The sequence below is a fragment of the Methylobacterium sp. Leaf108 genome (assembly GCF_001423265.1).
Classification (GTDB): domain Bacteria; phylum Pseudomonadota; class Alphaproteobacteria; order Rhizobiales; family Beijerinckiaceae; genus Methylobacterium.
Genome location: NZ_LMND01000033.1, coordinates 87945 through 112570, shown reverse-complemented (window position 1 = coordinate 112570; position 24626 = coordinate 87945). Strand labels below are relative to the sequence as shown.

The 24626-nt window shown below is 70.1% G+C and carries 31 protein-coding genes; 21 read left to right on the top strand and 10 right to left on the bottom strand.

What is annotated here, in order from left to right; translation table 11 throughout:
* Positions 1 to 8: 8 nt before the first annotated feature.
* Positions 9 to 644 carry a DUF2155 domain-containing protein gene (locus ASF39_RS17710; protein ID WP_200938245.1) on the bottom strand — a complete coding sequence of 212 codons (636 nt, stop codon included), beginning with the start codon at positions 642 to 644 and terminating at the stop codon, positions 9 to 11.
* A 358-nt stretch (positions 645 to 1002) separates the two neighbouring features.
* On the opposite strand from ASF39_RS17710, the gene ASF39_RS17705 reads away from it, so the two are divergent.
* The 8 genes from ASF39_RS17705 to ASF39_RS17675 all read left to right on the top strand — a co-directional run bounded on the left by ASF39_RS17705 (position 1003) and on the right by ASF39_RS17675 (position 6094).
* Entirely contained in the window at positions 1003 to 1467 is a 465-nt protein-coding gene (locus ASF39_RS17705; protein ID WP_055888324.1) for a hypothetical protein, read from the top strand.
* A gap of 236 nt (positions 1468 to 1703) precedes the next feature.
* Positions 1704 to 3707 (top strand): acetyl/propionyl/methylcrotonyl-CoA carboxylase subunit alpha, encoded by a 2004-nt coding sequence (locus tag ASF39_RS17700; protein WP_056286351.1) that lies wholly within the window; start codon positions 1704 to 1706, stop codon positions 3705 to 3707.
* A 13-nt stretch (positions 3708 to 3720) separates the two neighbouring features.
* The gene (locus ASF39_RS17695; RefSeq protein WP_055888327.1) at positions 3721 to 3951 is read left to right on the top strand and encodes a hypothetical protein; all 231 of its coding nucleotides are present in this window, start codon (positions 3721 to 3723) and stop codon (positions 3949 to 3951) included.
* Positions 3948 to 4070, top strand: coding sequence for a hypothetical protein (locus ASF39_RS22600; protein WP_274533838.1), 123 nt, complete (start codon positions 3948 to 3950; stop codon positions 4068 to 4070). The genes ASF39_RS17695 and ASF39_RS22600 overlap by 4 nt, the downstream gene beginning before the upstream one ends.
* Before the next feature lie 30 nt (positions 4071 to 4100).
* Positions 4101 to 4529 carry a gamma-glutamylcyclotransferase family protein gene (locus ASF39_RS17690; RefSeq protein WP_056286349.1) on the top strand — a complete coding sequence of 143 codons (429 nt, stop codon included), beginning with the start codon at positions 4101 to 4103 and terminating at the stop codon, positions 4527 to 4529.
* A gap of 28 nt (positions 4530 to 4557) precedes the next feature.
* Complete coding sequence (locus tag ASF39_RS17685; RefSeq protein WP_056286346.1) at positions 4558 to 4842, top strand: acylphosphatase; 285 nt, start codon at positions 4558 to 4560, stop codon at positions 4840 to 4842.
* 195 nt (positions 4843 to 5037) lie between these two features.
* Positions 5038 to 5772, top strand: a complete 735-nt coding sequence (locus ASF39_RS17680) for a DUF599 family protein (protein WP_055888333.1) — start codon at positions 5038 to 5040, stop codon at positions 5770 to 5772.
* Between the two features lie 10 nt (positions 5773 to 5782).
* Positions 5783 to 6094, top strand: coding sequence for a DUF3253 domain-containing protein (locus tag ASF39_RS17675; RefSeq protein WP_056286343.1), 312 nt, complete (start codon positions 5783 to 5785; stop codon positions 6092 to 6094).
* Here ASF39_RS17675 and ASF39_RS17670 read toward each other — a convergent pair.
* Genes ASF39_RS17670 through epmA form a run of 3 tightly spaced genes read right to left on the bottom strand, consistent with a single transcriptional unit; the run spans position 6034 to position 8960 of the window.
* Complete coding sequence (locus tag ASF39_RS17670) at positions 6034 to 6861, bottom strand: YdcF family protein (RefSeq protein WP_055888337.1); 828 nt, start codon at positions 6859 to 6861, stop codon at positions 6034 to 6036. The genes ASF39_RS17675 and ASF39_RS17670 overlap by 61 nt on opposite strands.
* Before the next feature lie 37 nt (positions 6862 to 6898).
* Positions 6899 to 7957: a lysine-2,3-aminomutase-like protein gene (locus ASF39_RS17665; RefSeq protein WP_056286340.1), complete on the bottom strand. Its 1059-nt coding sequence runs from the start codon at positions 7955 to 7957 to the stop codon at positions 6899 to 6901.
* 10 nt (positions 7958 to 7967) lie between these two features.
* The gene (gene epmA / locus ASF39_RS17660; RefSeq protein ID WP_244472461.1) at positions 7968 to 8960 is read right to left on the bottom strand and encodes an EF-P lysine aminoacylase EpmA; all 993 of its coding nucleotides are present in this window, start codon (positions 8958 to 8960) and stop codon (positions 7968 to 7970) included.
* 220 nt (positions 8961 to 9180) lie between these two features.
* On the opposite strand from epmA, the gene efp reads away from it, so the two are divergent.
* Positions 9181 to 9747, top strand: coding sequence for an elongation factor P (efp, locus tag ASF39_RS17655; protein WP_055888343.1), 567 nt, complete (start codon positions 9181 to 9183; stop codon positions 9745 to 9747).
* 66 nt (positions 9748 to 9813) lie between these two features.
* Here efp and ASF39_RS17650 read toward each other — a convergent pair whose 3' ends face one another.
* Positions 9814 to 10836 (bottom strand): heparan-alpha-glucosaminide N-acetyltransferase, encoded by a 1023-nt coding sequence (locus ASF39_RS17650; protein ID WP_056286335.1) that lies wholly within the window; start codon positions 10834 to 10836, stop codon positions 9814 to 9816.
* Positions 10837 to 11148: 312 nt separating this feature from the next.
* Between ASF39_RS17650 and ASF39_RS17645 the strand changes: the two genes are divergently transcribed.
* The 12 genes from ASF39_RS17645 to ASF39_RS17595 all read left to right on the top strand — a co-directional run bounded on the left by ASF39_RS17645 (position 11149) and on the right by ASF39_RS17595 (position 19792).
* A complete protein-coding gene (locus ASF39_RS17645) occupies positions 11149 to 11766 on the top strand; it encodes a cold-shock protein (protein WP_056286332.1) in 618 nt (205 codons plus the stop codon).
* 24 nt (positions 11767 to 11790) lie between these two features.
* On the top strand, positions 11791 to 12261 hold the full coding sequence (locus ASF39_RS17640) for a DUF192 domain-containing protein (RefSeq protein ID WP_055888349.1): 471 nt from the start codon (positions 11791 to 11793) through the stop codon (positions 12259 to 12261).
* Between the two features lie 205 nt (positions 12262 to 12466).
* A complete protein-coding gene (locus tag ASF39_RS17635) occupies positions 12467 to 12862 on the top strand; it encodes a hypothetical protein (RefSeq protein WP_210168681.1) in 396 nt (131 codons plus the stop codon).
* A gap of 114 nt (positions 12863 to 12976) precedes the next feature.
* Positions 12977 to 13870: a dienelactone hydrolase family protein gene (locus ASF39_RS17630; protein WP_056286324.1), complete on the top strand. Its 894-nt coding sequence runs from the start codon at positions 12977 to 12979 to the stop codon at positions 13868 to 13870.
* A 146-nt stretch (positions 13871 to 14016) separates the two neighbouring features.
* Positions 14017 to 14454, top strand: coding sequence for a response regulator (locus ASF39_RS17625; RefSeq protein WP_055888354.1), 438 nt, complete (start codon positions 14017 to 14019; stop codon positions 14452 to 14454).
* A gap of 122 nt (positions 14455 to 14576) precedes the next feature.
* Positions 14577 to 14786: a hypothetical protein gene (locus ASF39_RS21530; protein ID WP_156648540.1), complete on the top strand. Its 210-nt coding sequence runs from the start codon at positions 14577 to 14579 to the stop codon at positions 14784 to 14786.
* 159 nt (positions 14787 to 14945) lie between these two features.
* On the top strand, positions 14946 to 16118 hold the full coding sequence (locus ASF39_RS17620) for an alpha/beta hydrolase fold domain-containing protein (protein WP_156387787.1): 1173 nt from the start codon (positions 14946 to 14948) through the stop codon (positions 16116 to 16118).
* A 47-nt stretch (positions 16119 to 16165) separates the two neighbouring features.
* The gene (locus tag ASF39_RS17615) at positions 16166 to 16777 is read left to right on the top strand and encodes a glutathione S-transferase (protein ID WP_056286317.1); all 612 of its coding nucleotides are present in this window, start codon (positions 16166 to 16168) and stop codon (positions 16775 to 16777) included.
* A gap of 94 nt (positions 16778 to 16871) precedes the next feature.
* On the top strand, positions 16872 to 17084 hold the full coding sequence (locus ASF39_RS17610; RefSeq protein WP_056286483.1) for a hypothetical protein: 213 nt from the start codon (positions 16872 to 16874) through the stop codon (positions 17082 to 17084).
* A 297-nt stretch (positions 17085 to 17381) separates the two neighbouring features.
* Positions 17382 to 18068, top strand: a complete 687-nt coding sequence (locus tag ASF39_RS17605; protein WP_056286314.1) for a DUF6875 domain-containing protein — start codon at positions 17382 to 17384, stop codon at positions 18066 to 18068.
* A gap of 106 nt (positions 18069 to 18174) precedes the next feature.
* On the top strand, positions 18175 to 18915 hold the full coding sequence (locus ASF39_RS17600; RefSeq protein WP_055888362.1) for a methyltransferase domain-containing protein: 741 nt from the start codon (positions 18175 to 18177) through the stop codon (positions 18913 to 18915).
* A gap of 79 nt (positions 18916 to 18994) precedes the next feature.
* Positions 18995 to 19792, top strand: a complete 798-nt coding sequence (locus tag ASF39_RS17595; protein WP_055888364.1) for a DUF4239 domain-containing protein — start codon at positions 18995 to 18997, stop codon at positions 19790 to 19792.
* A 73-nt stretch (positions 19793 to 19865) separates the two neighbouring features.
* Here the strand turns inward: ASF39_RS17595 and rimM are convergent, their stop codons facing one another.
* From rimM to ASF39_RS17570, 5 genes are all read right to left on the bottom strand, one after another.
* Positions 19866 to 20552 (bottom strand): ribosome maturation factor RimM, encoded by a 687-nt coding sequence (rimM, locus tag ASF39_RS17590; RefSeq protein WP_055888365.1) that lies wholly within the window; start codon positions 20550 to 20552, stop codon positions 19866 to 19868.
* 196 nt (positions 20553 to 20748) lie between these two features.
* A complete protein-coding gene (gene rpsP / locus ASF39_RS17585) occupies positions 20749 to 21111 on the bottom strand; it encodes a 30S ribosomal protein S16 (protein ID WP_056286309.1) in 363 nt (120 codons plus the stop codon).
* A 117-nt stretch (positions 21112 to 21228) separates the two neighbouring features.
* On the bottom strand, positions 21229 to 22803 hold the full coding sequence (ffh, locus tag ASF39_RS17580) for a signal recognition particle protein (RefSeq protein WP_056286306.1): 1575 nt from the start codon (positions 22801 to 22803) through the stop codon (positions 21229 to 21231).
* Positions 22804 to 22827: 24 nt separating this feature from the next.
* Positions 22828 to 23046: a hypothetical protein gene (locus tag ASF39_RS17575; protein WP_056286302.1), complete on the bottom strand. Its 219-nt coding sequence runs from the start codon at positions 23044 to 23046 to the stop codon at positions 22828 to 22830.
* 503 nt (positions 23047 to 23549) lie between these two features.
* Positions 23550 to 24563, bottom strand: a complete 1014-nt coding sequence (locus ASF39_RS17570) for a hypothetical protein (RefSeq protein ID WP_056286299.1) — start codon at positions 24561 to 24563, stop codon at positions 23550 to 23552.
* Between the last annotated feature and the right edge of the window lie 63 nt (positions 24564 to 24626).

The following is a 24626-nucleotide window of genomic DNA, read 5'->3' as shown; positions in this document are numbered from 1 at the left end:
GGGAGCTCCTACCGGAACAGGGAATCGAAGATCGACTGGGGCTGCTGCGGCGGCGGCGCCGGGGCGGGCCCCTCGTTGTTGGGGAAGAATTTTCGCGATGGCTTCTGGCGCGGCTGCACCGGCACGCCGCGGGGGCCCTCGACGTCGACCTGGCCCCGCGGGTTGACCTGCTGGGCGGTGCGGGTCGGGTCGTCGCGGCGGGTCGGCCGCTTGGTCTTTTCGGACTTGGCGGCCAGGACCGGCACGTCCTCCTGCTCGCGCGCCTCGGCGATGATGTCGGTGCCGCCCTTACAATCGACGAGCCAGACGTCGTAGATCGGGTGCTCGATGGCATGCAGGCCCGGGCTCGCCGCGAACTGCCAGCCCGTGAAGATGCGCCGGTACTTGTTGTCGAGGGTGACCTCGTCGACCTCGAGGAAGGCCGTGGTCTTCGGGCTCTCGGTGGGCGGCCGGCTGTAGCAGACCCGCGGGGTCAGTTGCAGGGCGCCGAACTGCACGGTCTCGTCCACCGCCACCTCGAAGGAGACGATCCGTCCGGTGACCTTGTCGAGGCCCGAGAACACCGCCGTCGGGTTCTTGATCTTGTCCGCGAACGCGGATCCGAGCGGCGCGGCAGCGAGGAGGCCCGGAAGGACGGCACGCATGAGGACGGTGCGCAGGCGGGATGCAGGGGGCATTCGGCACGGTCTCGCGGGCGCGGTCTACTGGAACGAAGCGGGTGGGCCGGAGCACTCCGACCCGGCGAAACACCCCATATCCCGCCGCGATAGACAGGCAAACGATGTTGAAAAAGCGGCGGCGCCGGCGAGTCGCCCGCCGCCACGGCGACGGCGGCTCCGCCCGTTCGCGGTCACATCTTCGAAAGGCTGCTTCGTGAGCACGCTTTAACCTGAACGCGCGTTCAGATCTCGATGTTAACCGATGAAACGATGCCGTCCTGCATAGTCGAAAACAGACGGAAACACCGAGCGGCCCCAAGTAGAGCCGCAGGAGCATCAACCAATGATCAACGCTTCTCTTCAGCTTTTCTGTAACCGTGTCGTCGCCGAGGGTCGTCTCGACGCCGGCGACGTCCGCCTCCTGGCCGGGGAGATCCTCGTCGACGGCATCGCCTGCCGCGACGAGGCCGACATGCTCATCGCCCTCGACCGCGCCTCCGTCGACGCCGATCCCGCCTTCGGCGACCTCCTCACCGCCCTCGTCGTCGACTTCGCCGTCTGGGGCGAGCGCCCGACCGGCTACATCGATGCCGGCATCGCCCGTTGGCTCGCCGCCTCCCTCGGCGCCGGTTCCGGCCCGACCCCCCTGGCGGCGCGGATCGCCCTGAGCGTCGTCCAGGAGGCGCAGGCCAGCGACGAGCACTTCATCGCCTTCGCGCTGGCTGCCAAGGCGCAGGCCGCGAAGGCCCTCGCGGGCGGGACCCGCCAGGCCGACGAGGCGACCGCCCCGCAGGCCCTCGCCGCCTGAAGCCGGAACGGATGCGGCGCCCGACGCGAAGGCGCCCCCGACAGGCCCCGACCCCCGGCGTCGACGAACGACATTGCGCACGCGAGGTGACACGACCCGAGGCCCGGACGGCCCTCAGGAAACACGCAGCGGATGCGACCATCAGCTTCCCGAAGCAGCACAACTGCTTTAACGGAGGCAAGCTTGGGCGGCTCGTCCCGTCCCGTGATCCCGACCGACCCAGAGTGCCCGGACCGATGTTCGAGAAGATCCTGATTGCCAATCGCGGCGAGATCGCGTGTCGCATCATCAAGACCGCCCGGCGGATGGGCATCAAGACGGTGGCCGTCTATTCCGACGCCGACCGCGACGCGGTCCACGTCGCCATGGCCGACGAGGCCGTGAACATCGGCCCGGCCGCGGCGGCGCAATCCTACCTCGTGATCGACAAGATCGTCGACGCCTGCAAGCGGACCGGGGCGCAGGCGGTCCACCCCGGCTACGGCTTCCTGTCCGAGCGCGAGGCGTTTCCGCGGGCGCTCGAGGCGGCCGGCATCGTCTTCATCGGCCCCAACCCCGGCGCCATCGCCGCCATGGGCGACAAGATCGAGTCGAAGAAGGCGGCCTCGGCCGCCAACGTCTCCACGGTGCCGGGCTTCCTCGGCGTGATCGAGAGCCCGGAGCACGCCGTCACCATCGCCGACGAGATCGGCTACCCCGTCATGATCAAGGCCTCGGCCGGCGGCGGCGGCAAGGGCATGCGCATCGCCCACTCCTCGGGCGAGGTCGCCGAGGGGTTCGCCCGCGCCAAGTCGGAGGCCGCGTCCTCCTTCGGCGACGACCGGGTGTTCGTCGAGAAGTTCATCACCGATCCGCGCCACATCGAGATCCAGGTGATCGGCGACAAGCACGGCAACGTGATCTACCTCGGCGAGCGCGAGTGTTCGATCCAGCGCCGCAACCAGAAGGTGATCGAGGAGGCGCCCTCGCCGCTCCTCGACGAGGAGACCCGCAGGAAGATGGGCGAGCAGGCCGTGGCCCTGGCGCGTGCGGTCGCCTACGATTCGGCCGGCACGGTCGAATTCGTCGCCGGCCAGGACAAGTCGTTCTACTTCCTCGAGATGAACACCCGCCTGCAGGTGGAGCATCCCGTCACCGAGATGATCACCGGCGTCGACCTCGTCGAGATGATGATCCGCTCGGCCTACGGCGAGGCGCTGCCCCTGACGCAGGACCAGGTCAAGCTCGACGGCTGGGCCGTGGAGAGCCGGGTCTACGCTGAGGACCCCACCCGCAACTTCCTGCCCTCGATCGGGCGCCTGACCACCTACCGCCCGCCGGAGGAAGGGGGGTTCGGCGAGGCGATCGTGCGCAACGACACCGGCGTCGAGGAGGGCGGCGAGATCGCGATCCACTACGATCCGATGATCGCCAAGCTGGTGACCTGGGCGCCGACCCGCGAGCAGGCGATCGACGCGCAGGCCCAGGCGCTCGATGCCTTCGCCATCGACGGCATCCGCCACAACATCCCGTTCCTCGCCGCCCTGATGGCGCATCCGCGCTGGCGTTCGGGCAACCTCTCCACCGGCTTCATCGCCGAGGAGTTCCCCGAGGGCTTCGTCGCCCCGGAGCCCGCGGGCGAGATCGCGCAGCGGATGGCGGCCGCGGCGGCGGCCATCGACCACAAGCTCAACCAGCGCAAGCGCGGCATCTCCGGCCAGATGCGCGATCCGAGCCTGCTCCACTTCGAGCGCGACCGCGTCGTGATCCTGGCGGGCCAGGCCTACCCGGTGACCGTCGACACCATCGGCGAGGCGCTGGCGGTGACGGCCGAGGACGGCAGCATCCTGAACGTGGTCAGCGACTGGCGCCCGGGCGAGCCGGTCTGGTCCGGCGAGATCGGCGGCCACGCGGTGGCGATCCAGGTGCGCGGCCTTCTCAACGGCGTCTCGCTCCAGCACGCGGGCGCGGCGGCCGAGGCTCGCGTCTACACCCGCCGCGAGGCCGAACTCGCCGCCCTGATGCCGGTCAAGGAGAACGCCGGCTCCGGCAAGCAGGTGCTCTGCCCGATGCCGGGGCTCGTGAAGGCGATCCTGGTGACGGAAGGCCAGGAGGTGAAGAACGGCGAGGCGCTGGCCATCGTCGAGGCCATGAAGATGGAGAACGTGCTGCGCGCCGAGCGCGACGCCACCGTCTCGAAGATCTCGGCGAAGGAAGGCGACAGCCTGGCGGTGGACGCGGTGATCCTCGAGTTCGCGTGAGATCGCGCGAGGCGTGAACACGACGCACAACGAGCAGACCAAATTGCTGGCCACGGGGATCAACAACATCGCCGTGGCCTTCATCGTGATCGGCGTCGTCACGCCGGTCACGGCGGTCAGCTTCGGCATCGCCGTGGCCCCGGCTCCGAGCCTCGCCACGGCGTTCTTCGCCGGCGTTTGGTTTTGTGCCGGTGCGGGCCTACATATTCTCGCGAGACGCGCGTTGCGGAGCCTGAAGTCATGAACACCGGCGAGATCTTCGTCACCTTCGTGATCCCGGCGGTGGTCCTGGCCGCGGCCTATCTGGCCGTGCTCGCCAATGAGCGGGCGATACGCCGCTCGGACGAGCAGGGCGGCAAGTAACGCAGACGAGACCTTATCCTTCAGCACGCAATGCCCCTCTATTTCGCCTACGGCGCCAACATGGACGCCGGCGCCATGGCCCTGCGCTGCCCGGGCTCGATCCTGATCGGACTGGGGCGGCTCAACCGGCACCGCTTCATCATCATGCGCGAGGGCTACGCCTCGGTGGTGCGCGACCCCGCCGCCACGGTGTGGGGCGTGCTGTGGGACCTCAAGCTCGCCGACATGCCGGCGCTGGACCGCTACGAGGGCGTGTCGGGCGGGCTCTACGTCAAGGCGTCCCAGCCGGTGGTGACGACGGGCGGCATCAAGCGGGCGCTGATCTACCTCGGCGGCAACGCGGTGGCGGGGATCCCGCGGCCCGGCTATCTCGAAGCGGTCCTGGCGGCGGCGGTCGCCGCGCAACTGCCGGCGGCCTACCTCCGGGAGATGCGCGGATGGCAGCGCCGGGCGCGCTGACGCGATCGGCCGGGAAAATCGAGGGACGATGACGCAGACGAGAACGGTGCAGGTCGTGATCCGGGGTCGGGTGCAGGGCGTCGGATACCGGTATTGGACCAGGGACGAAGCGCTGCGCCGCGCCCTGTCGGGCCATGTGCGCAACCGCGTGGACGGCGCGGTGGAGGCTCTGTTCTCGGGTCCGGCCGAGGGCGTATCGGCCATGATCGAGGCCTGCCGGCGCGGCCCGCCGGGCGCGCGGGTCGACGACATCGTCGTCGCCGAGGTCGAGTCCATGCCGTCCGCAGAGGGATTTTCGATCCTGTCCGACTGACGTCGGCGAACACGACGTCGGGTGGAGGGGTTCGTATCGGACACACGGCTGGCATGCGCGACGGAGCACGCCCCGGACCTGGACCTCGGCCGAATCCGCACGCAGAACAGCCCGGCATTGTCGCGGCACCCGTCCGGCGCATCGTCCCACGGCGTCTCGAGCCACCCGCCGCGGACGCGGACAGACGAGGAGACCATGGCGTCCCAGACCCTCTCCACCGTGTCGCTTCCGGCGGACTTCTCGCACCTCGATCTGGCCGCCCTGATCGTCTTCGTCGCGATGTGGCTCGGCTACGGCCTGGCCGTCGGCCGGATGCGTGGGCGGCGCACCAGCCTCAGCCAGTTCATGAACGGCCAGCGCGAGGTCTGGTCCCGGCAGATCGTCACCCGCGACAACCGGGTGGTGGATACCACCATCAACGCCTCGCTGCAGAACGGCACCGCCTTCTTCGCGTCCACCTCGCTGATCGCGCTGGGCGGCGTCCTCACCCTGTCGCGCTCGAGCGACGACGTGCTCACCCTGTTCGGGGCGCTGCCGTTCGGCGCGGTGGCCAGCCGCGTCACCTGGGAGATCAAGGTGGCGGGGCTGGCGGTCGTCTTCGTCTACGCCTTCTTCAAGTTCGCCTGGGCCTATCGCCTCTTCAACTACGGCGCGATCCTCATCGGCGCGATCCCGACGAAGGGTTCGGGCGCCGGGGAGGCCGAGATGGAGCGGGCGGCCCGCCGGGCAGCGGCGATGAACATCGCCGCGGGCGGGCACTTCGCCCGCGGGCAGCGAGCCTTCCTGTTCGCGCTGGCCTACCTCGGCTGGTTCGTGGGGCCCTGGGTGCTCATGGCGACGACCGCCGGTGCGGTCTATGTGATGTGGCGGCGGCAGTTCGCCTCCGATATCCGTGCCGCCCTCCTGGCGGACGAGGACATGCCCTTATGACCATGCCCCTATGACGAAGCCGGTCCGTCCGAGCGACGCGCTCATCACCGAGACGATCCTGGCCATGGTCGAGACGCGCGGGGCCGACAAGACCGTCTGTCCCTCCGAGGTGGCGCGTGCCCTCGGCGGTCCGCATCCGGAGGGCTGGAGCCCGCTGATGCAGCCGGTGCGCCGCGCGGCGGTGGCCCTCGTCAAGCAAGGCCGCATCGCGATCCTGCGCAAGGGCCGGCCCGTGGACGATCCGGACGACTTTCGCGGAATCTACCGGCTCGGGCTGCCCGTCGCGGACGGGGAGGGGGCCGGGAACCAGTCGTCGGTGTAGCCGGCCAGGCGGTAGGCGAGGAGGCCGACCCACTCCTTGGCCATGAGGTCGAGGACGAGGAGCCCGGTGGAGGCGAAGCTGTTGAAGCGGGCCGCATCCCCCCGCGCGCCGGTGCGGTAGTCGACCGGATAGGCCACGACGTCGAAACCGGCCTTGCGGAAGCAGCCCATCGCCCGCGGCATGTGCCAGGCGGAGGTGACGAGCAGCCAGCGCTCGCCGGGTTTCGGCTGGACCTTGTCGGCGGTGAAGGCGGCGTTCTCGCGGGTGTTGCGCGAGCGGTCCTCCTGGATCAGGCGAGTGCGGGGCAGGGAAAGGGTATCGGCGAAGCGCCCGACCACCTCGGCCTCGGAGGTGGTCTCCCCCGCCAGACTGCCGCTGCCGCCGGAGAACACGAGCCGGGCGCCCGGGTATCGCCTGGCGAGGTCGGCCATCGCGACCTGCCGCTCGCCGGCGTCGTTCGTCATCATCTGCCCACGGCCCATGGTCAGGCCCGTCTCGACGGCACCGCCGAGCACCACGATCCCGGCGACCGGGCCGCCGTCGTCGGCAAAGGCCGGGAAACGGTCCTCGAGGGGCAGGGCGATCCAGGTCGCAAGCGGTGAGAACCCCGCGACCGCGAGGCCGACGAGGCCCGCCGTCGCGAGCCCCAGCCCGATCCGGCGCAGGCGTGTCGCCAGCGCCAGCAGCACCCCGAGGCAGCCGAGGAGAACCAGGAAGTTCGAGGGCGTGATCAGGAAGAAGACGAGCTTCGAGAGCGGGAAGAACATCGCGCGGGCCGGTCCGATGGTGGGAAGGAGTGCGCCGTCAGGCGGGATCGCCGGGGCGGGGCGGGTAGGCGTGCTCGACCCCTTGCGGATCCCGGACCCGCCATCCGGCGCCGTCCGCGCCGAGATAGGCCGGACCCACCGGCACCTTGCCGTGACCGCCGGGAATGTCGAGGACGTAGGTGGGCTGCGCCAGGCCCGAGAGGCGTCCGCGCAGGGCCTCCATCAGCGCCCGGCCCTGCGTGAGATCGGTGCGCAGGTGCGCCGTGCCCGGCGCGAGGTCGCCGTGATGCAGGTAGTAGGGCTTGATGCGGTTCTCGACGAACGTCCGCATCAGCGCCTCCAGCGTGGCGGCATCGTCGTTGACGCCGCGCAGCAGTACGCTCTGGCTCACCAGCGGGATGCCGGCGTCGACGAGCCGGTCACAGGCGGCGCGGGCCGCCTGCGTGAACTCGCGCGGATGGTTGGCGTGCAGGGCCACGAACACCGCACGCCCGAAACGCTTCAGCGCCGCCACGAGGTCGGCATCGACCGCAGCCGGATCGACCACCGGCACGCGGGTATGGAAGCGCAGGACACGGACGTGCCCGATCGCGCGAAGGCCGGCGGCGATCCGCTCCAGGCGGCGGGGCGACAGGGCGAAGGGATCGCCGCCGGTGACGATCACCTCCCAGATCTCGGGCCGGGCGGCGATATAGGCGAAGGCCGCGTTCAGCTCCGCCTCCGTCAGGCTGCCGAGGCCGCCGGGGCCGACCATCTCGCGGCGGAAGCAGAACCGGCAATAGACCGGGCAGACGTGGAGCGGCTTCAGCAGCACCCGGTCGGGATAGCGATGGACGAGGCCGGGCAGCGGGCTGTGGGCGGCATCGGCGATCGGGTCGGCCCGCTCCTCGGCCCGCGTCTCCAATTCGCGGCCCTGCGGCAGGAACTGCAGGCCGATCGGGTCGGCGGGGTCGAACGGCGCGATCAGCTCGGCCATGTCGGGCGTCACGCCGATGGCGTAGCGCGCGGCCACGGATTCGAGGGCGGCCATGTCGGTCGCGGCGGCGAGGCCGGCCGCGACGAGATCGGCCGGGCTGCGCAAGGTGCGGGTCAGCATGGGGCGCTCATCATGGGACACCCATGGCGACCGGCGTCCAGACCACGTCCTCGATGCGCGGGGCACCGGCGAGCAGCATCACCAGCCGGTCGAGGCCGAGGGCGATCCCGCTCGCCTCCGGCATCAGGGCGAGGGCGGCCAGGAAATCCTCGTCGATGGGATAGGTCCGCCCGTAAAGGCGCGCCTTCTCGGCCATCTCGCCCTCGAAGCGGCGGCGCTGCTCGGCCGGATCGGTGAGCTCGCCGAACCCGTTGGCGAGTTCGACCCCGCAGGCATAGAGTTCGAACCGTTCCGCCACGCGCGGGTCGTCCGGGCTACGGCGCGCCAGCGCCGCCTCGCTGGCCGGATAGGCGTGCAGGACCGTCGGCCGGCCGATGCCGAGGTGCGGCTCGATTGTCGCGACGAGGACGCGGCCGAAGAGGTCCGACCAGGTATCGTCGGGCGCGACCCGCAGTCCCGCACCGGCCACCGCCTCGGCCATGGCGGCGCGGTCGGTGGCGCCATCCCGGTCCATCGTCGCCAGGAGGTCGATGTCCGCATACCGCGAGAAGGCCTCGGCGAGGGTCAGCCGCTCGAAGGGAGCGAACGGATCGGACCGGCGCCCGCGAAACTCGAGGTGTCGCGTGCCGGCGGCATGCGCGGCCTCAGCGAGGAGGGCGGCGCAATCCTCCATCAGCACGGTGTAGCCGGCCTCGGCACGATACCATTCGAGCATCGTGAACTCGGGATGGTGGAGGGCGCTGCGTTCGCCGTTGCGGAACACCCGCGCGAGGGTGAAGAGCCGCGTCTCGCCGGCCGCGAGCAGCTTCTTGCAGGCGAACTCGGGCGAGGTGTGGAGATGGAGTGGGGCAAGGGAGCCGTCCGGCGCCACGATCTGCGTCGAGAAGGCGTGCAGATGCGTCTCGTTGCCCGGCGAGACCTGCAGGGCCGCCGTCTCGACCTCCACGAAATCATGCGCCGACAGATGCGCACGCATGGCCGCGACCACGCGGTTACGCATCATCAGGACCGGGCGACGGTCGGCGTGGACCTGGGGCGTCCACCAGGGCGAGGGCGCGCTCACGACGTCGCGCGCCGTGGATCGACGTCGCCGGGACGCGCTGACGCAGCGGCGACTGGCAACCACGGCGCGGATGGAGTAGTGGCGAACCACAGATGCCGTTCCCGCGGGCCGGACCCGACGGGGCGTGCGCAGCATTTTCGTACAGACAGGACCAGACCCCGTGAAGGTGATCGCCTCTTCGCTCCGCAAGGGCAACGTCGTCGACAAGGACGGCAAGCTCTACGTCATCCTGACGATCGAGAACATCCACCCCGGCAAGGGCACGCCGGTGACGCAGCTCGACATGCGCCGCATCACCGACGGCGTGAAGATCTCGGAGCGCTACCGCACCACCGAGTCGGTGGAGCGCGCCTTCGTGGAGGATCGCGACCACACCTTCATGTACGAGGACGGCGAGGGCTACCACTTCATGAACCCCGAGACCTACGAGCAGGTCGCGGTGCCCAAAGACGTGGTCGGCGATGCCGCCCCCTACCTCCAGGAGAACATGACGGTGAAGCTCTCCTCCCACAACGGGGTGCCGCTCACCATCGAGTTGCCCCAGCGCGTGGTGCTGGAGATCGCCGAGACCGAGCCGGCCATGAAGGGCCAGACCGCCTCGTCGTCCTACAAGCCGGCGATCCTGTCGAACGGCGTGCGCACCGCCGTGCCGCCGCATATCGCGGCCGGCACCCGGGTGGTCATCATGACCGAAGACGGCTCCTACGTGGAACGCGCCAAGGACTGACGTCCCCGCACGGCCCTTCCCGGATCAGGCACGGCCCTTCCCGGATCAGGCACGGCCCTTCCCGGATCAGGGAGGGGATGCCGCCGCCTCGTAGCAGGCCTGCGACAGGGCCTGCGCGCGGGCGCGGTCGGCTGGTGTGAACGAGCGGCCCGCCTCGGCCCACAACCCCTCCCGGCGAAAGCCGACGACGACGCAGCGTGCCGCGATCCGGCATGGCCCGGCCTCGCCGCCCGTCTCCGTGCAGTTGCGCGCGTAGACCCGGCGGAACTCCGCTTCCCCGGCGCGCGGGTGCTGGCCGCTCAGCGCGACGACGCCGGTGAGGAGGCCGAGCAGCACCGGCTGGTGGACGAGGTAGATCGACAGGCTGTGGCGTCCGGCCATCGCCAGACCGCGCATCGCGCGGCCCGTCGCGACCCACTCCGGGAGCGAGGAACGCGCGGCGGCAGGGCCGGCGAGGCGGGCGGCGGCGATCCCGGCCAGCACCAGCCCGAACCAGGGAAACAGCGGCACGTAGTCGTTGGTCTGCGGAACGCCGCGACCCAGCCCGAGGAAGGCGAGGACGGGATCGTCGAAGACCCTTACCGGCGGAAAGACCTCGGCCTGCACCAGGTGGGGGGCCGCCAGGACCGCGACCGCCCCCAGTGCGGACACGAGCGCCGGCGCGCGCAGGAACGGCACCGCCAGCACGCTCGACAGGGCGATGCAGTGCAGGATTCCAAAGAAGATGTAACTGTCGGGGAAGGCGATCCGCGTGGCCGCGGTGATCGCCAGGGCCGCTCCGCCGATCCGCAGGAGCCGCATCAGGAAACGCCGCCGGCGGATGGCCTCCGTCGCGGCCTCGCCCCGTCCCCGCATCAGGACGAGCCCGATGCCCACGAGGAACAGGAACGTGCCGGCGATGCCGTGCGCGGCCGCCTTGCCGGGCGGGGTGAGCGCATAGTTCTCCGGCGTGAGCCCGAGATGACCGAGGTCCCAGGTCAAGTGATAGGCGGCCATCGCGACGAGGGCCGCGCCCCGGGCGGCGTCGAGGGCAGCGAATCGCCGCCCCGGCGGAACGGCGGCGGGCGGGGTGGTCTCGGCGCTTTGCATGGCCGCGGCCCCTAGCATCGATCGGCGGTCCGGGCGACCTGTCACGGCCCCCGGCAGCCACGGCGTCGCAGGCGGCCGTCGACCCTTTCCGGCCCCGTTGGGGCGCGGGTTGAGATTTCCCGAGTCCGATCAGCGGCTTCCCCCGGGCAGGACCGGGGCACGTGCGATCGCCACCTGTTGCGCCTTTGCCGGGTCGGCGGAGATTGCGCGATCGGGAGGCAGCGCTGGCGGGCAAACGGGCTTCCGCCGAGTCACGACTTTGTTAATCTTGATTGCGGATCGCGCAGCGTGATTCGGTGTGGGTTGCTTACAATGTCGGACGTCTTCGGATCGGGCCTCCAAGGGTCGCACCCAGCCGCATCGTCCGACGACGCCCGAATCGCCGACGGCCTGTCGTCCGAGGAGCTTCGCCCCCTCGATCTCATCGAGGTCGCCGGCCGCATCAAGTGGTTCGACGTCGCCAAGGGCTTCGGCTTCATCGTGCCCGACGACGGGACCCCGGACGTGCTGCTGCACATCACCTGCCTGCGCCGGGACGGGCACCAGGGCGCGAGCGAGGGTGCGCGCGTCGTCGTCGAGGCGACCCGGCGCGCCCGCGGCTGGCAGGCCTTCCGCGTGATGTCCCTCGATCAATCGACGGCGACCCACCCCTCCGAACTGCCGATGCCGCGCACCCATGTGAGCGTGACGCCCACCAGCGGCCTCGAGACGGCGGTGGTGAAGTGGTTCAACCGCCTGCGCGGGTTCGGCTTCCTCAGCCGCGGCGACGGCACCCCGGACATCTTCGTGCACATGGAGACCCTGCGCCGCTACGGGATCGCCGAACTCAAACCCGGCGAGACCGTTCTCGTCCGGTACGGCGACGGATCGAAGGGTGTGATGGCGGCCGAAGTCCGCCTCCTCGACGGTGCGTTGCCCGCCTCCCACTGACGCGGCAGAACCGTAGCGATGCACATGTCCGTTTTCCGCTCCCGTCCCTGGCAGCGGTTCGCCGCGGCCTTCCTCGCCCTGGTTCTCCTCCAGGTGTCGGCGGCGGCACAGACCCAGACCGAACCGCTCACCATCGCGGCCCGCGGCGCCAGCCACGGCTTTGCCGTCGAGGTCATGCGCGACGACGAGGCCCGCTCGCGCGGGCTGATGTTCCGCCGCACGATGGCGGCGGACCACGGCATGCTGTTCGACTTCGAGAAGGTCGCCCCGGTCGCCATGTGGATGAAGAACACCTACCTGTCCCTCGACATGCTGTTCATCCGGGCGGACGGCACCATCGCGCGAATCGCCGCCGATACCGAACCGCAGTCGACCCGCGTGATCCCCTCCGGGGAACCGGTCCTCGCCGTCCTCGAACTGAACGCCGGCACAGCCGCCCGCCTCGGCATCAAGGCCGGCGACCGGGTGCAGCATCCGCTGTTCAAGCCGCGCTGATCGCCGCGCATGACGACGAACGAAAAGTGAACGACGCCGGTTGACGGGAGTCCCCTTTGCGATCATCGTTCCCGTAATGTTCCGGTCCCGCCGAGACGGCGGCCCGGTCTCGCGGCGGGAGGCCACCATGGTCGATTGTGATGTCGAGCCGGCTTGCGATGCCGTGCCGTGCACGGAGGTGCTCTACGCCAACGGGGAGTGGCGCGTGACCGCCGAGGGGATCGACCATCCGCGCACCGGATACGTCATCGACCGGGCGGGTATCGATCGGCGCCGGGACGGCGAGCTCTGGGAGTGGCCGTTGCATCTGGCGGAGAAGAGCTGGTGCGAGCCGGGACCGTTGCGGGACGCCTTCATGGTGGCCCTCGGCCGCTACGGGGTCGCCGCAGATCCTGATCTGATGCGGTCGTTCGCGATCGGCTTCGGTCCGAGGTTCGGAAGCGGACGCGACATCGTCGACCTGGGGTTCACGTCGCTGGGCGAGATCGTGTCGCGTCGGCGCCATGGCGGGCGCAAGCCGCCCGGCCCTCTGCCGAGCGACGTGGCATGGCGTCGCGACGAGACCGGCGACAGACGCAGGGTCGCGGTCGCGGGCCGCTGACCGGCGGCAGGGACCGCGCCCGTGCCGCCCCGACCGGTGGTTGACGGGGCCGGTGCCCGATGGTCCTTCGCGTCGGGCAAGTCCGGTGAGGATTGCGAGACTGGCGAGGATCTCATGCAGCACGACGAGACGGCTCACCGAAGCGACGCCCCCGAAGGTCACGAGGGCCTGCTGACCCCTCCGTTCTCGCGGCGCGGGTTCGTCATGACGAGCCTGATGACGGGGCTGACCCTGGCGACGACCTCGGTGGAGGCTCAGGTCGTCACCACCGATTCGGTGGGGATCGAAGCCGGCGAGGTGGCCATTCCGACCGTGGACGGGCCGATGCCCGGATACCGCGCGGTGCCGCAGGGGAGCGGTCCGTTTCCGGTGGTCCTCGTCATCGAGGAGATCTTCGGGGTCCACGCCTACATCAAGGACATCTGCCGCCGTCTCGCCAAGGCCGGCTATTGCGCCGTGGCGCCGGAACTCTACGCCCGTCAGGGCGATCTCGCGACGATGACGGATGCCCAGACGATCATCCGCGAGGTGATCTCGAAGACGCCGGACGCCCAGTGGATCGCCGATCTCGACGCCACGGCCGCCTGGGCGACCTCCGCCGCCAAGGGCGATCCGGACCGGCTCTCGGCCATGGGCTGGTGCCGGGGCGGGCGCGCCGTCTGGCTCTATGCCGCCCACCGTCGCGACCTCAAGGCGGCCGTGGCCTGGTACGGGCAGCTCGGGGGCGAGCGCACGTCGATCCAGCCCAGGACCGCCAGCGATGTCGTCACCGAGATCCAGTCCCCCATCCTCGCCCTCTACGGCAGCGCCGATACCGGTATTCCCGTGGCGAGCATCGAGGAAGCCCGTGACAAGGCCAAGGCGGCCGGCAAGTCGGTGGAGCTGGTGGTCTATCCCGACGCACCGCACGGGTTCCACGCTGACTATCGGCCGAGCTACCGCAAGGCCGCAGCCGAGGATGGCTGGGCGCGCGCACTGGCCTTCCTCAAGGCGAACGGTGCGGGCTGACCGCGCTGGATAATCGGCCGACCCGGCTTCCATACAAACCCTGCGCGACCGATGGTCCGCAGGATTGACATAATGAAGCCTTAACGGGTCTCGAGAGTTACGAAAGGATCGGCCGATCTTTTCGCCGTCGGGGGCGTTCGACGCAGATGAGTGCTGTAAGTTCGACGGCCCGTAAGCCGATGATCCTGGTCGTGGAGGACGAACCCGACGAGCGCTTCCTGGCCGCGACCCTCCTCGAGGAGACCGGCTTCGACGTGATCGAGGCCGAGACGGCGGAACACGCCCTCGCCATCCTGAACGATCGTGCCGACGAAGTCAGCGTCGTCTTCTCGGACGTGCGCACGCCCGGTCCGATCGGCGGCTTCGAACTGGCACGGATCATCGGCGTGACCTGGCCACGCGTCCGCGTCCTGCTGACCTCCGGCGATGCCGGCGACCAGCCCAGCGACCTCCGGGTCTCGGCCACCTTCATTCCCAAGCCCTGGCGTGCGGCCGACATTCTGTCGTGGGTCGAGGAGAACGCGCCGCCGCGCCCCGGCACGCCGGACCGACCGGCGCTGGTGGGAGATTCCCGGCCGGCCTGACGTCATCGTGGGCGATAAAATTCAGGATCTTAGGGGAAACTTGGCTCGACGGATGCGTTGACCGAGTCATTGCGCGTCATGTCTCGCGCGGTGATGAAGCTTGAACGTGAACAGATCACACCATGATCACCGTCGATTATCAACGCCCGGCTATATCCCAAGACAGTGATTCGTTTCACACCGGCTTTTCGTCGACAAAGCTCGTCGCGAAGCTCGGCGAGGAATTACAGGGTCTCTACGGCGACGTGACCGGGGCAGGGCAACCCAGCGATTTGCTTGCGCTGGCGAGACGGATCGACGAGCAGCGAAACGTTCACAAGGGTGAGGGTTGAGGGCAACAGGCAGCCGGAATTCGTTATTCTTGGCATCGGCCGGCCCTCCTTGTTGTCCGGTGGTGACGGTGCGGCTGCCTTGCCGCCGCCGAATCTCTGATAAGAGAACGAGGTCGCTTCGCCCGATCCGCCGTCACCGCCGAGTTCCGGATGCCCCTGATGAAAAGCCTCGGCACGGTCGCCGCCGTATGTGCCGTGACGCTGTCGCTCGTGGCTGCGGCGAAGGCCGCGGCGCCTCCGGTCCAGCCGATCGAAGGCCCCGGCGCAAACGGTGACCGGAGCGCCACCGTCGTGAAACGTGCGGTCGGCCGCATCGGGTCGGCCAGCTACGTCTTTCACAAGGCCGGACCGGCGCCGGCCGAGGGCCGCCCCGTGGCGATCGTCCTGCATGCCTGGGGGGCACCGAACCCGCAGGTCTACGGCGCCTGGATCGACCATCTCGCCCGCAAGGGCTTCCTCGTGGTGTTCCCGCGCTTCCAAGAGGTCAATCGCACCCGGCCTGCCGATGCCACCGCCAACGCCATCAAGTCCGCCAAGGCCGCCTTCGCCGAGATCGCTCAGGACGGCGACGCCAAGCCCGACCTGAACCGCGTCGCGGTCCTCGGCCATCTCGCGGGCGCGCCCATCGCCGCCACCCTGGCGGCCGAAGCGGCGGCGGAAGGCCTGCCCGTGCCCAAGCTGGTCTTCGTCGTCATGCCCGGCGGCATCGCCAGCGACGCCCGCTCCCGCGGCGTGCCGCTGAAGGATCTCGCCGCGCTGCCGGCCCAGACGCTGATGGTCACGATGATCGGGGACCGCGACGCCCGCGCGGCCGATCTCGCGGCCCGGCGCATCCTTCGCGAGGCGACCTCCGTCCCCCCCGAGCGCAAGCTGTTCGTGCGCGTCCTGTCGGACGACCACGGTTTTCCGGCCCTCACCGCGACCCTGGCGTCCCCGGCCGGGGTCGATGCCGCCTTCGACGGCGGCGCCATCAAGGCACCGCCGGAGCCGCCGCGCGACCCCAAGCAGCCCCCTCCGCCCTTCCGCTGGTCGGCTGACATGGCACTGACCGGCGAACAGACCACGCTGGTGGCCCAGCTCAACAACGCGCGCTCCGACAGCCTCGATTATCTCGCGTACTGGAAGACGTTCGATCTGGCCGCCACCGCAGCCTTCGCGGGCACGGACGCCGCCACCCTCAAGAACAATCCCCGCCTCAGCGATATGGATCGCTGGGCCGACGGGTGGCCGGTCAAGCGACTTGTGGTGGAGATCCCCCGCCTCGGCCCCGCACCCAAACCCGCCCCTGCGCCCGAGACGGTCGCCGCACCGCGGCCCGCCGGACGCCGATGATCGGGTGATCGACCGCCCGGTCCGATTTCATCGCCACGGATACCCCGATGCAGCTGTTCCATTCGCATTTCTCGCCCTTCGCGCGGAAGGTCATGGTGGTCGCCCATGAGCTCGGCCTGACCGATCGGATCGCGCTGTTGCCGACCGCCGCCCATCCGGTCACGCGCGATGCCGCCATCCTGCGCCATCATCCCCTCGCCCAGGTGCCGACCCTGATCGACGACGACGGATTCGTACTCGCCGACAGCCGGGTGATCTGCGAGTACCTGGATACCCTCTCCGAGGGCGGCATCTTCCCCTCCGCCGGCCCGGCCCGCTGGGACGCCCTCGCGCTTCAGTCCACCGCCGACGGCCTCCTCGATGCCGCGCTGCTGATCCGCTACGAACTCACCGCCCGGGCCGAGGCCGAGCGCTCGGCCGCCTGGATCGCGGGACAGGAGGCCAAGATCGCCACGGTGCTGGCAGACGTCGAGGCGCAGGCCGATGGCTTGGGCGAACGAGTCGACATCGGCGTGATCACGCTGGGCTGCGCCATCGGCTACCTGGACCTGCGCTTTCCCGACCCGACCCGGGCCGCCCGGCTGCCGAAGACGGCGCTCTGGTATGAGGGCTTCGCCCAGCGGCCCTCGATGGTCGCCACCCGCCCGCCCGCGGCGTGACGGGCAACGCCGCGGTGGCGTGGAGTTTGCTCCGTCGGCAACCGGCCAGCCGGATGCCGCACCCATGCCCTATACGCCCATGCCCGCTACACCCCTGCCGAACTTCGTCGCCGTCCTGATCTCGGTCCTCGCGTTCACCCTCGGCGTCGTCGTCCTCAACGCTCTGACGCGCCTCGCTATGGCTGCGGGCATGGCGCCGGCCGATTTGGCCGAGAACGGGTTCCTGCAGTACGGCGGCGCGCTCCTCGCCGCTCATGCGATCCGGCGGCTCACGGCCCGTCGCGGCCTCACGCGATCGAAGTCTTGATGGCCTCCCGTATTGGGTTGGCCGAGCGCCGAACGGCGAAGTGGACATCCGAGCCACTCCGAATACCCTACTCACGCAGCCCAATAACATAGATCAACATTCGATAGGGCGGCCGGCACCGAATCAACATTGTTAAGCACATTGCCGATCTCTCGGTTGCTCAGCGCGAGGTTTCGTTGTGCGGCGATCTGGTTTTGCTATCGTGCACCCACCGGCTCGCCAATCGGCCCGGCGATCGAAGACCACGATCGACCGGGACCAGGACGGCGCCGTTCACGATGCGCTCGCGAGGGCACGATGGGCGAACACCAGACGGAGACGCCCGGTGGCGTGACGGATGCGGCCTGGGAAGACTGGGCGACGTTCCGGACCCGGACCGACGACCCCACGGCGTCCGGCATCGCGGCCTGGTTCGAGGACTACGTCATGCAGCCGCATCGCGATGTCGGACGCAGCGGCCACGTCTGCCCCTACATGGCGCCTGCGGTCCGGCAGAACCTGGCGCGCCTGAGCGTCTACGCGGCGGATCCCGGCGACGCCGGACGGATGCGCGCCACCCTCCTGAGGGGTATCGACCTCTTCCAGGCGATCCCGTGCTCGCCCAGGACCAGCCTGTTCCGGACCGTGGTCGTCGCCTTTCCCGCCCACGCCGACCGGGACGGCGTCGCCCGGCTGCAGGTGCTGCAGCGGTCGGTGCGGTACCGCGCGGCCTGGCACGGCCTGATGGTGGGGCTGTTCGAGCCGGACTCGTCGCAGCCGGGCGTGGCCAACCGGACGTTCCATTCGTTCCGCTCGCCGATCCCGCTGATCGCCATCCGCACGATGGTGGAGGGGGACGCCCCGTTCGTCCTGCGCAACCCGTTGATGATCCCGCTCTACCTGTCGCGTTTCGGCGCGAGCGGGCGCAGACGCCTCCTGCGCGCCCTCAAGCAGAGGCTGAAGGACAGGTTCGGCGCTGCCCACGGCACCCCGGAGGCGGCCTGAGGCGAGACCGGGCGCGGACGCCGCAGGACCCGGTCCATATGTCTCGCCGACGCCCCGGAATCCCGTTGGCGCCAAGGGCCCTCGACCGGCTACCATCGCCGGCGACATGATCCGTTCCTTCGCGCTCCTCGCCCTCCTCGTTCTACCCGTCCACGCCGCCGAGCCGCTGGGGCCGGCCGGACTGCCGGCCTCGGCCTTCCCCCGGCCGGACCGACCGGTGGCGGAGATCATCACCTCCGTCTGGGCGCCGGAGGCGAGCCGCGACAAGCGCGACGAGGTCGGACAGGTCGCCCGCCTGATGGGGATCGGGCCCGGCCAGACCGTGGCGGACATCGGCGCGGGCAGCGGCTACTACGTAGCGCGACTCAGCCGGATCGTCGGGCCGCAGGGCCGCGTCTTCGGCGAGGACGTGATCCCGTCCTACCTCGACGACCTGTCGCGCCGGGTCCGCGACGAGAAGCTCGGCAACGTCACGGTGGTGCGCGGCCAGTCGCACGACCCGCGGCTGCCGCCCGGCTCCGTCGATGCGGCGGTGCTGGTCCACATGTACCACGAGATCGACCAGCCCTACGGGCTGCTCCACAATCTCGCCGCCGCCATGAAGCCCGGCGGCCGCATCGGGATCGTCGACGACGACGACATCCCCGCCCGCCACGGCACGCCGCCGGCCCTGCTGCGCTGCGAACTCGCGGCGGCCGGCTACCGCGAGGCCGGCTTCTCGAAGTTGGAGGGCGGCAGCGACTATCTCGCGATCTTCGAGGCGCCGGCAGCGGACGCGCGTCCCGACCCGGCCGGCATCGTGCCCTGCAAGGACTCCACGACCCGCAGCCGCACCAGGGCTCCGTGAGCGGATGGCGGGATTCACCCTTCGGTAGCGGCCATCGCCTAAGGCTGGAGCCCGCAACGGATCGTCGCGGAGGTGAGGTGTGGTTCTCGCGTATTGGCTCGATCAGCCGGTCTGGCTGATCTTCGTCTGGATCGCGGCCGTGTTCGGCTTCGCCAGCGCGCTCATCGTCGGCCTCACGGTACTGCCGATGACGCGGCCGGCGATGGCCAGGATCGGCGGCGGCATGGTCCCGACCTATTTCACCGCGATCTCGGTGCTCCTGGCGCTCCTCACCGGGTTCGTCGCCAACGATGCCTGGGAGCGCCAGCGCACCGCCACGCGGATCGTGCAATCGGAACGCAGCGGCCTCCTGGCGATCCACGATCTCAGCATCGCCGCGGTGTCGGACATGAAGGACCTGCGGGCCGAGCTCGTCGCCTACGCCGATGCCCTCATCACCGACGAATGGCCCAAGATGGCAGACGCCACCTCGTCGGCGAAGGCCGGGGAGACCCTCGGCCGCCTGATGCAGGGCGCCGCGGACCCGCGGCACGGCACCGAGGCCGGGGCGGCCGCGCACTCGGCCCTCCTCGACGCGGTGATGGGACTGCGCACCGCCAGGGGCGAGCGGCTGTCGTTGAGCGACGCCACGGCCGACCAGTCGAAATGGCTGACGCTGATGGTGCTGGCCGGCCTGACCATGCTGTCCATCGGCTTCGTGCACATGGACCGGCCGGTGACGCAGTTGACGGCCCTGATGCTGTTCTCGACCGCCATGGTCACGACACTGGGCGTCGTCGCCCTGCACGAGCGGCCCTTCGACGGCCCCCTGGCCCTGAGTTCGGCTCCGCTCCAGGCGGCGCGGGCGGTGATGGAGGCGGCCAGGCCGGGCGGCTGAGCAGGTTTCGCAAAAGCGGTCACCGGTTTTGCGGCGAAAACCTGCGATAGACCGGGGACCCAAGCAGATTCGATCAATCCGGCTCGTCGGCGGGTTTGGGCCCGGGCGGCGCGAACAGGTCGTCCGGCGGGTCGATCACCACCCGCCCACCCGGGACGTCGAGGACGGGCACGAAGGCCTTCGTGAAGGGCAGGAGCGCCGTGGCGCCGCCGGCCGCCGGCTTGATCTCGAGGAGGTCGCCGCCGCCATAGTTGGGTACGTCGGTGACCGTGCCGAGTACGGTGCCCTCGCCATCGACCACGTCGAGGCCGACGAGATCGGCCGTGAAGACCTCGTCCTCGTCCTCGACGTCGCCCAGGCGCTCACGGGGGAGGTAGAGCGCGAGGCGGTTCAGGGCCTCGGCACCGGTGCGGTCGGCCACGGATTTCACCCGGACCACGAGGAGGTCCGGGGAGGCGCCACCGGCCCGACGCACGTCGGTGAGTTCGATGCGGCGCCCGTCGGCACCGATCAGCGGCCCGTAGGAGCCGATCGCCAGCGGATCGCCGGTGTAGGATTTGAGCCGGACCTCGCCGTTGAGCCCGTGCGCCCGGCCGAATTCGCCCATCCGCACGAGGGTGGGATCGGTGAGGGGAGGGAGTGGCTCGGGGACGGGCTTCGGTGGGCGTGCAGAAGTGGGCGTGCCCGCGTCGAGCCGGCTCGTCCGGGCACGACGTCCGCCGTCACCAGACGCGTTCGATCCTGTGGGGCGGCGGGCCATCGTGCAAAACCGCGTTCGAGAGCGTCGGACCGAAAGGGGGTGCCGGCGTTCGGAAAGATCCGATGCCGGACAGGCGTCTCGCGCCTCTCCTCCCCGCCGGCGGGGAGGAGGGAGGTTGGGGGTGGCTGGGCGAGCCTTCGTCGAGCGAAGCTAAACCAGCCCCGATCCCTCCCCGCAGAGGGGAGGGGACATACCCTTATGCCGCAGCGTCGTCGGCCGGGGCGGCGGCCTTCTCGGCGCGCTTGGCGGCGCGCTCCTTGGCCTTCTCGCCCGGCTCGGCCTTCTGCGGGTTGTTGCGCGCGGGGCGCTTGGCGAGGCCGGCGGCATCGAGGAAGCGCAGGACGCGGTCGGTGGGCTGGGCGCCCTTGGCGAGCCAGGCCTGGATCTTCTCGGACTCGAGCACGATGCGGGCCGGATCGTCCTTGGCCTTCATCGGGTCGTAGACGCCGACCTTCTCGATGAAGCGACCGTCGCGCGGCGCGCGGGCATCGGCGACGACGATGCGGTAGTACGGGCGCTTCTTGGCGCCGCCACGGGTGAGACGGATCTTGAGGGACATGGCTTGCTCCTGTGTGTGTCGGTATGCTGGAATTGGAATTTTAGCGAATAGCGAATAGTGAGTAGCGAATAGATCGTGGATTGGCCCTATTCGCTATTCGCCACTCCCTATTCGCCCCTATTTCTTTTTTCCGAATGGAAAGCCGCCGAGGCCCGGCAACCCGCCCTTCGCGCCGAGACCGGGCAGGCCCGGCATCTTTCCGCCGCCCCCGAGGCCCGGGGGCATCGGCGGCAGCTTGCCGCCCATCTGCTTCTGCATGTCGGCGATCATCTCCGGCGTCGGCTCGGGCATGCCCGGAGGCAGGCCGGGCATGCCGCCCGGCATCCCGCCGCCGCCCATCGCTCCTGCACCCATGCCGAACATCGAACCGAGCGCCTGGCCGATTCCGCGCTTGCCCGAGCCCATCGCCTTCATCATGTCGGCCATGGTCCGGTGCATCTTGAGGAGCTTGTTGAGCTCCTCGACCTTCGTCCCCGAACCCGCCGCGATGCGCTTCTTGCGGGAGTTCTTGAGGATGTCGGGATTCCTGCGCTCCTGGGCGGTCATCGAGGAGATGATCGCGCGCTGGCGCTTGAACATGTTCTCGTCGAGGTTGGCGCCCTCGACCTGTTTCTTGATCGCGCCCATGCCGGGCAGCATGCCCATCAGGCCGCCGATGCCGCCCATCTTCTCCATCTGGCCGAGTTGCATCGACAGGTCGTCGAGGTCGAACTTGCCCTTGCGCATCTTCTCGGCGGTGCGCAGGGCCTGCTCGTGGTCGATGGTCTCGGCCGCCTTCTCCACGAGCGAGACGATGTCGCCCATGCCGAGGATGCGGTTGGCCACCCGCGAGGGGTGGAACTCCTCGAGGGCGTCGACCTTCTCGCCGGTGCCGACGAGCTTGATCGGCTTGCCGGTGACGGCGCGCATGGAGAGTGCGGCGCCGCCGCGCGAATCGCCGTCCATGCGGGTGAGCACGATGCCGGTGACGCCGAGGCGCTCGTCGAAGGCGCGGGCGGTGACCACCGCGTCCTGGCCGGTGAGCGCATCGGCCACCAGCAGCACCTCGTGCGGGTTGGTGGCGGCCTTGACCTCGGCCGCCTCCGACATCAGCGATTCGTCCAGCGTGATGCGGCCGGCGGTGTCGAGCATCACCACGTCGAAGCCGCCCAGGCGCGCGGCATCCATGGCCCGCCGCGCGATCTGCACCGCCGACTGGCCGACCATGATCGGCAGGCTCTCGACGCCGACCTGCTTGGCGAGGATCGCCAGCTGTTCCATCGCCGCCGGGCGGCGGGTGTCGAGGGAAGCCAGCAGCACCTTGCGCTTGTCGCGTTGGACCAGGCGGCGGGCGATCTTGGCGGTCGTCGTGGTCTTGCCCGAGCCCTGCAGGCCGACCATCAGGATGGCGACCGGGGCGGGCGCGTTCAGATCGATCAGGCCGGCGTCCGAGCCCAGCATCGCCACGAGTTCGTCGTTGACGATCTTGACGACCATCTGGCCGGGCGTGACCGACTTGACGACGACGGCGCCCACCGCCTTGGCGCGGACCTTCTCCGAGAAGTCACGCACGACCTCGAGGGCGACGTCAGCCTCGAGCAGGGCCCGGCGCACCTCGCGCAGGGCGGCGGTGACGTCCGCCTCGGTGAGCGCACCGCGGCGGGTGAGACCGGACAGGATACCGGAGAGCCGGTCGGACAGGCCTTCGAACATGCGGGCTCCCTCAGGCGATCGACGTCACTGGTCGAGGCCCGCGTTGGTGACGCGGCGCGCCTGGAGCGCGGCCTCGAAGGCGTTCACGGCCCGCGCGAACTTGTCCCGGCACTCCGGGTCGCAGAAGCCGACCACCGCGCCGTTGTAGAGGGTGAGCGAATCCGCCGAGATCGGCTTGCCCGACCAGGGGCAGGCATCGTTCACCGCATCGGCGAGGCTCAAGGTGGGGACGGCGTCGGACATACGGCTCGCTGGCATCGCACGAAGGGGCCGGACGCTGCGGTTGCGCCAACGCAAATCCCGCCCGAGGGCGCATCGCGCTGTCGGGCGTTGACCTCCGGTCTCGATGGACCGGTCGGCGGCTTGCGAAGGCGGACGATCGTCCGGCTACGAGTGGCGGGGGCTATGCGGGAAACCGCACGAAGTCAAGGGAATGCCACGAACTCGGGTCCGGGAACTCGGGTCGACATCCCGGTGGGCCGCCGGGATCGCTCCCCTCCCGTCATTCCGCGTCAGCGGAGCGGAACCCGGGATCCATGACCACGACAGTCCATCACGCCTTGCGGCGGCGGCTCTCCGTCCCGGGTGCGCTCGCGGCGTCCCGGAAGGACGGGGTGAGGGTAAAGACGGGGACAGGGTCATGGCCTGGGCCGATCACCGCTCCGGCCATGAGTCGGCGACCGCGGTTCGAGGCCCCGGCTGCCGACCGTCGCGTCACGATACCGGCCGGGACGCGACGGCACGGATCAGGAAAACAGCGCCGCCTTCTCTTCGTCCGTGAGGCCGTCGATGTCGGCGAAGGCGGTCTCGATATCGGTCTTGCCGAGCGCCGTCCCGCCGGCGGGCGCCACCTCGGCATCCGGCTCCGGGGCGGGATCGTCCTGGATGGCGGCCTCGTCCCAAGCGCCGAGATCGTCCCGGCTCGGCGCGACGCCGACATCCGGTGCCGCCTCCTCGGAGGCCGCCCCGGCAACGGCCTCGACGACCGCCGGGGCCTCCTCGAAGGCGATCGCGTCGTCGAGGGCGTCGAACGCGGGACGCTCGGGCTTCCGGTCCGCCGACGGGGAAGCGGCGGCGAGCGACGCGGCGAAGGCGTCCGTATCGATGAAGCGGTCGACGTCGTTCTGGCAGAGCACCTCGGGTCCGAGCGCGTCCTCGGCCGCCGGCGGCGTCGCCTCGTCGCCCCAGATCGCCATCATCACGCCGAGGCGCTCCTCGAGGTAGCGCAGCGTGTGGACGATCCGCGCCGTACGCTGGGCGGTGAGGTCCTGGAACGAGCAGGCGGTGTAGATCTGCGTCGCCATGCGGTCGAGTTCGTCGCAGACCGCGGTCTCGGAGCCGGATTCCCGCAGGGTCCAGGCCACCTCCTGCACGTGCTCGGCCGCGGCGAGGATGTCGGAGGTCGCCCGCTCCGTGGCCAGCACGATGGCGTCGAGGGCGAGGCCGAGCCGGCCGTGGGCGGCATCGGGCGAATCGATGGCCGCAATCTCGAGCTTGGTGCGGGCGATGGCGTCGGCCATGTCCATCAGGTCGTGGCGGACGCGCTCGACCCGTTCGGTCTCGGGCGCCGCGGCGCGCTGCGCGACCACGACGCCCTCCAGGCGCTCGATCGCGCCGAGCAGCATCTCGGTGTCGGCGGTGCGGTTGCGGCGCGCGTATTCCTGCAGGAACCAGCGCCCGCGCGCACTCTCGGCCATCGTGGCTTCGATCAGTTCGTACTGCGAGGCGTCGATCGCCGTCAGTGATTGGGAACCCGACATGCCAACGCGTCCTCGGACCGACTCCCCGGACGGGCGACGGGAAGCGTCGTCCGGCGTCCAGGC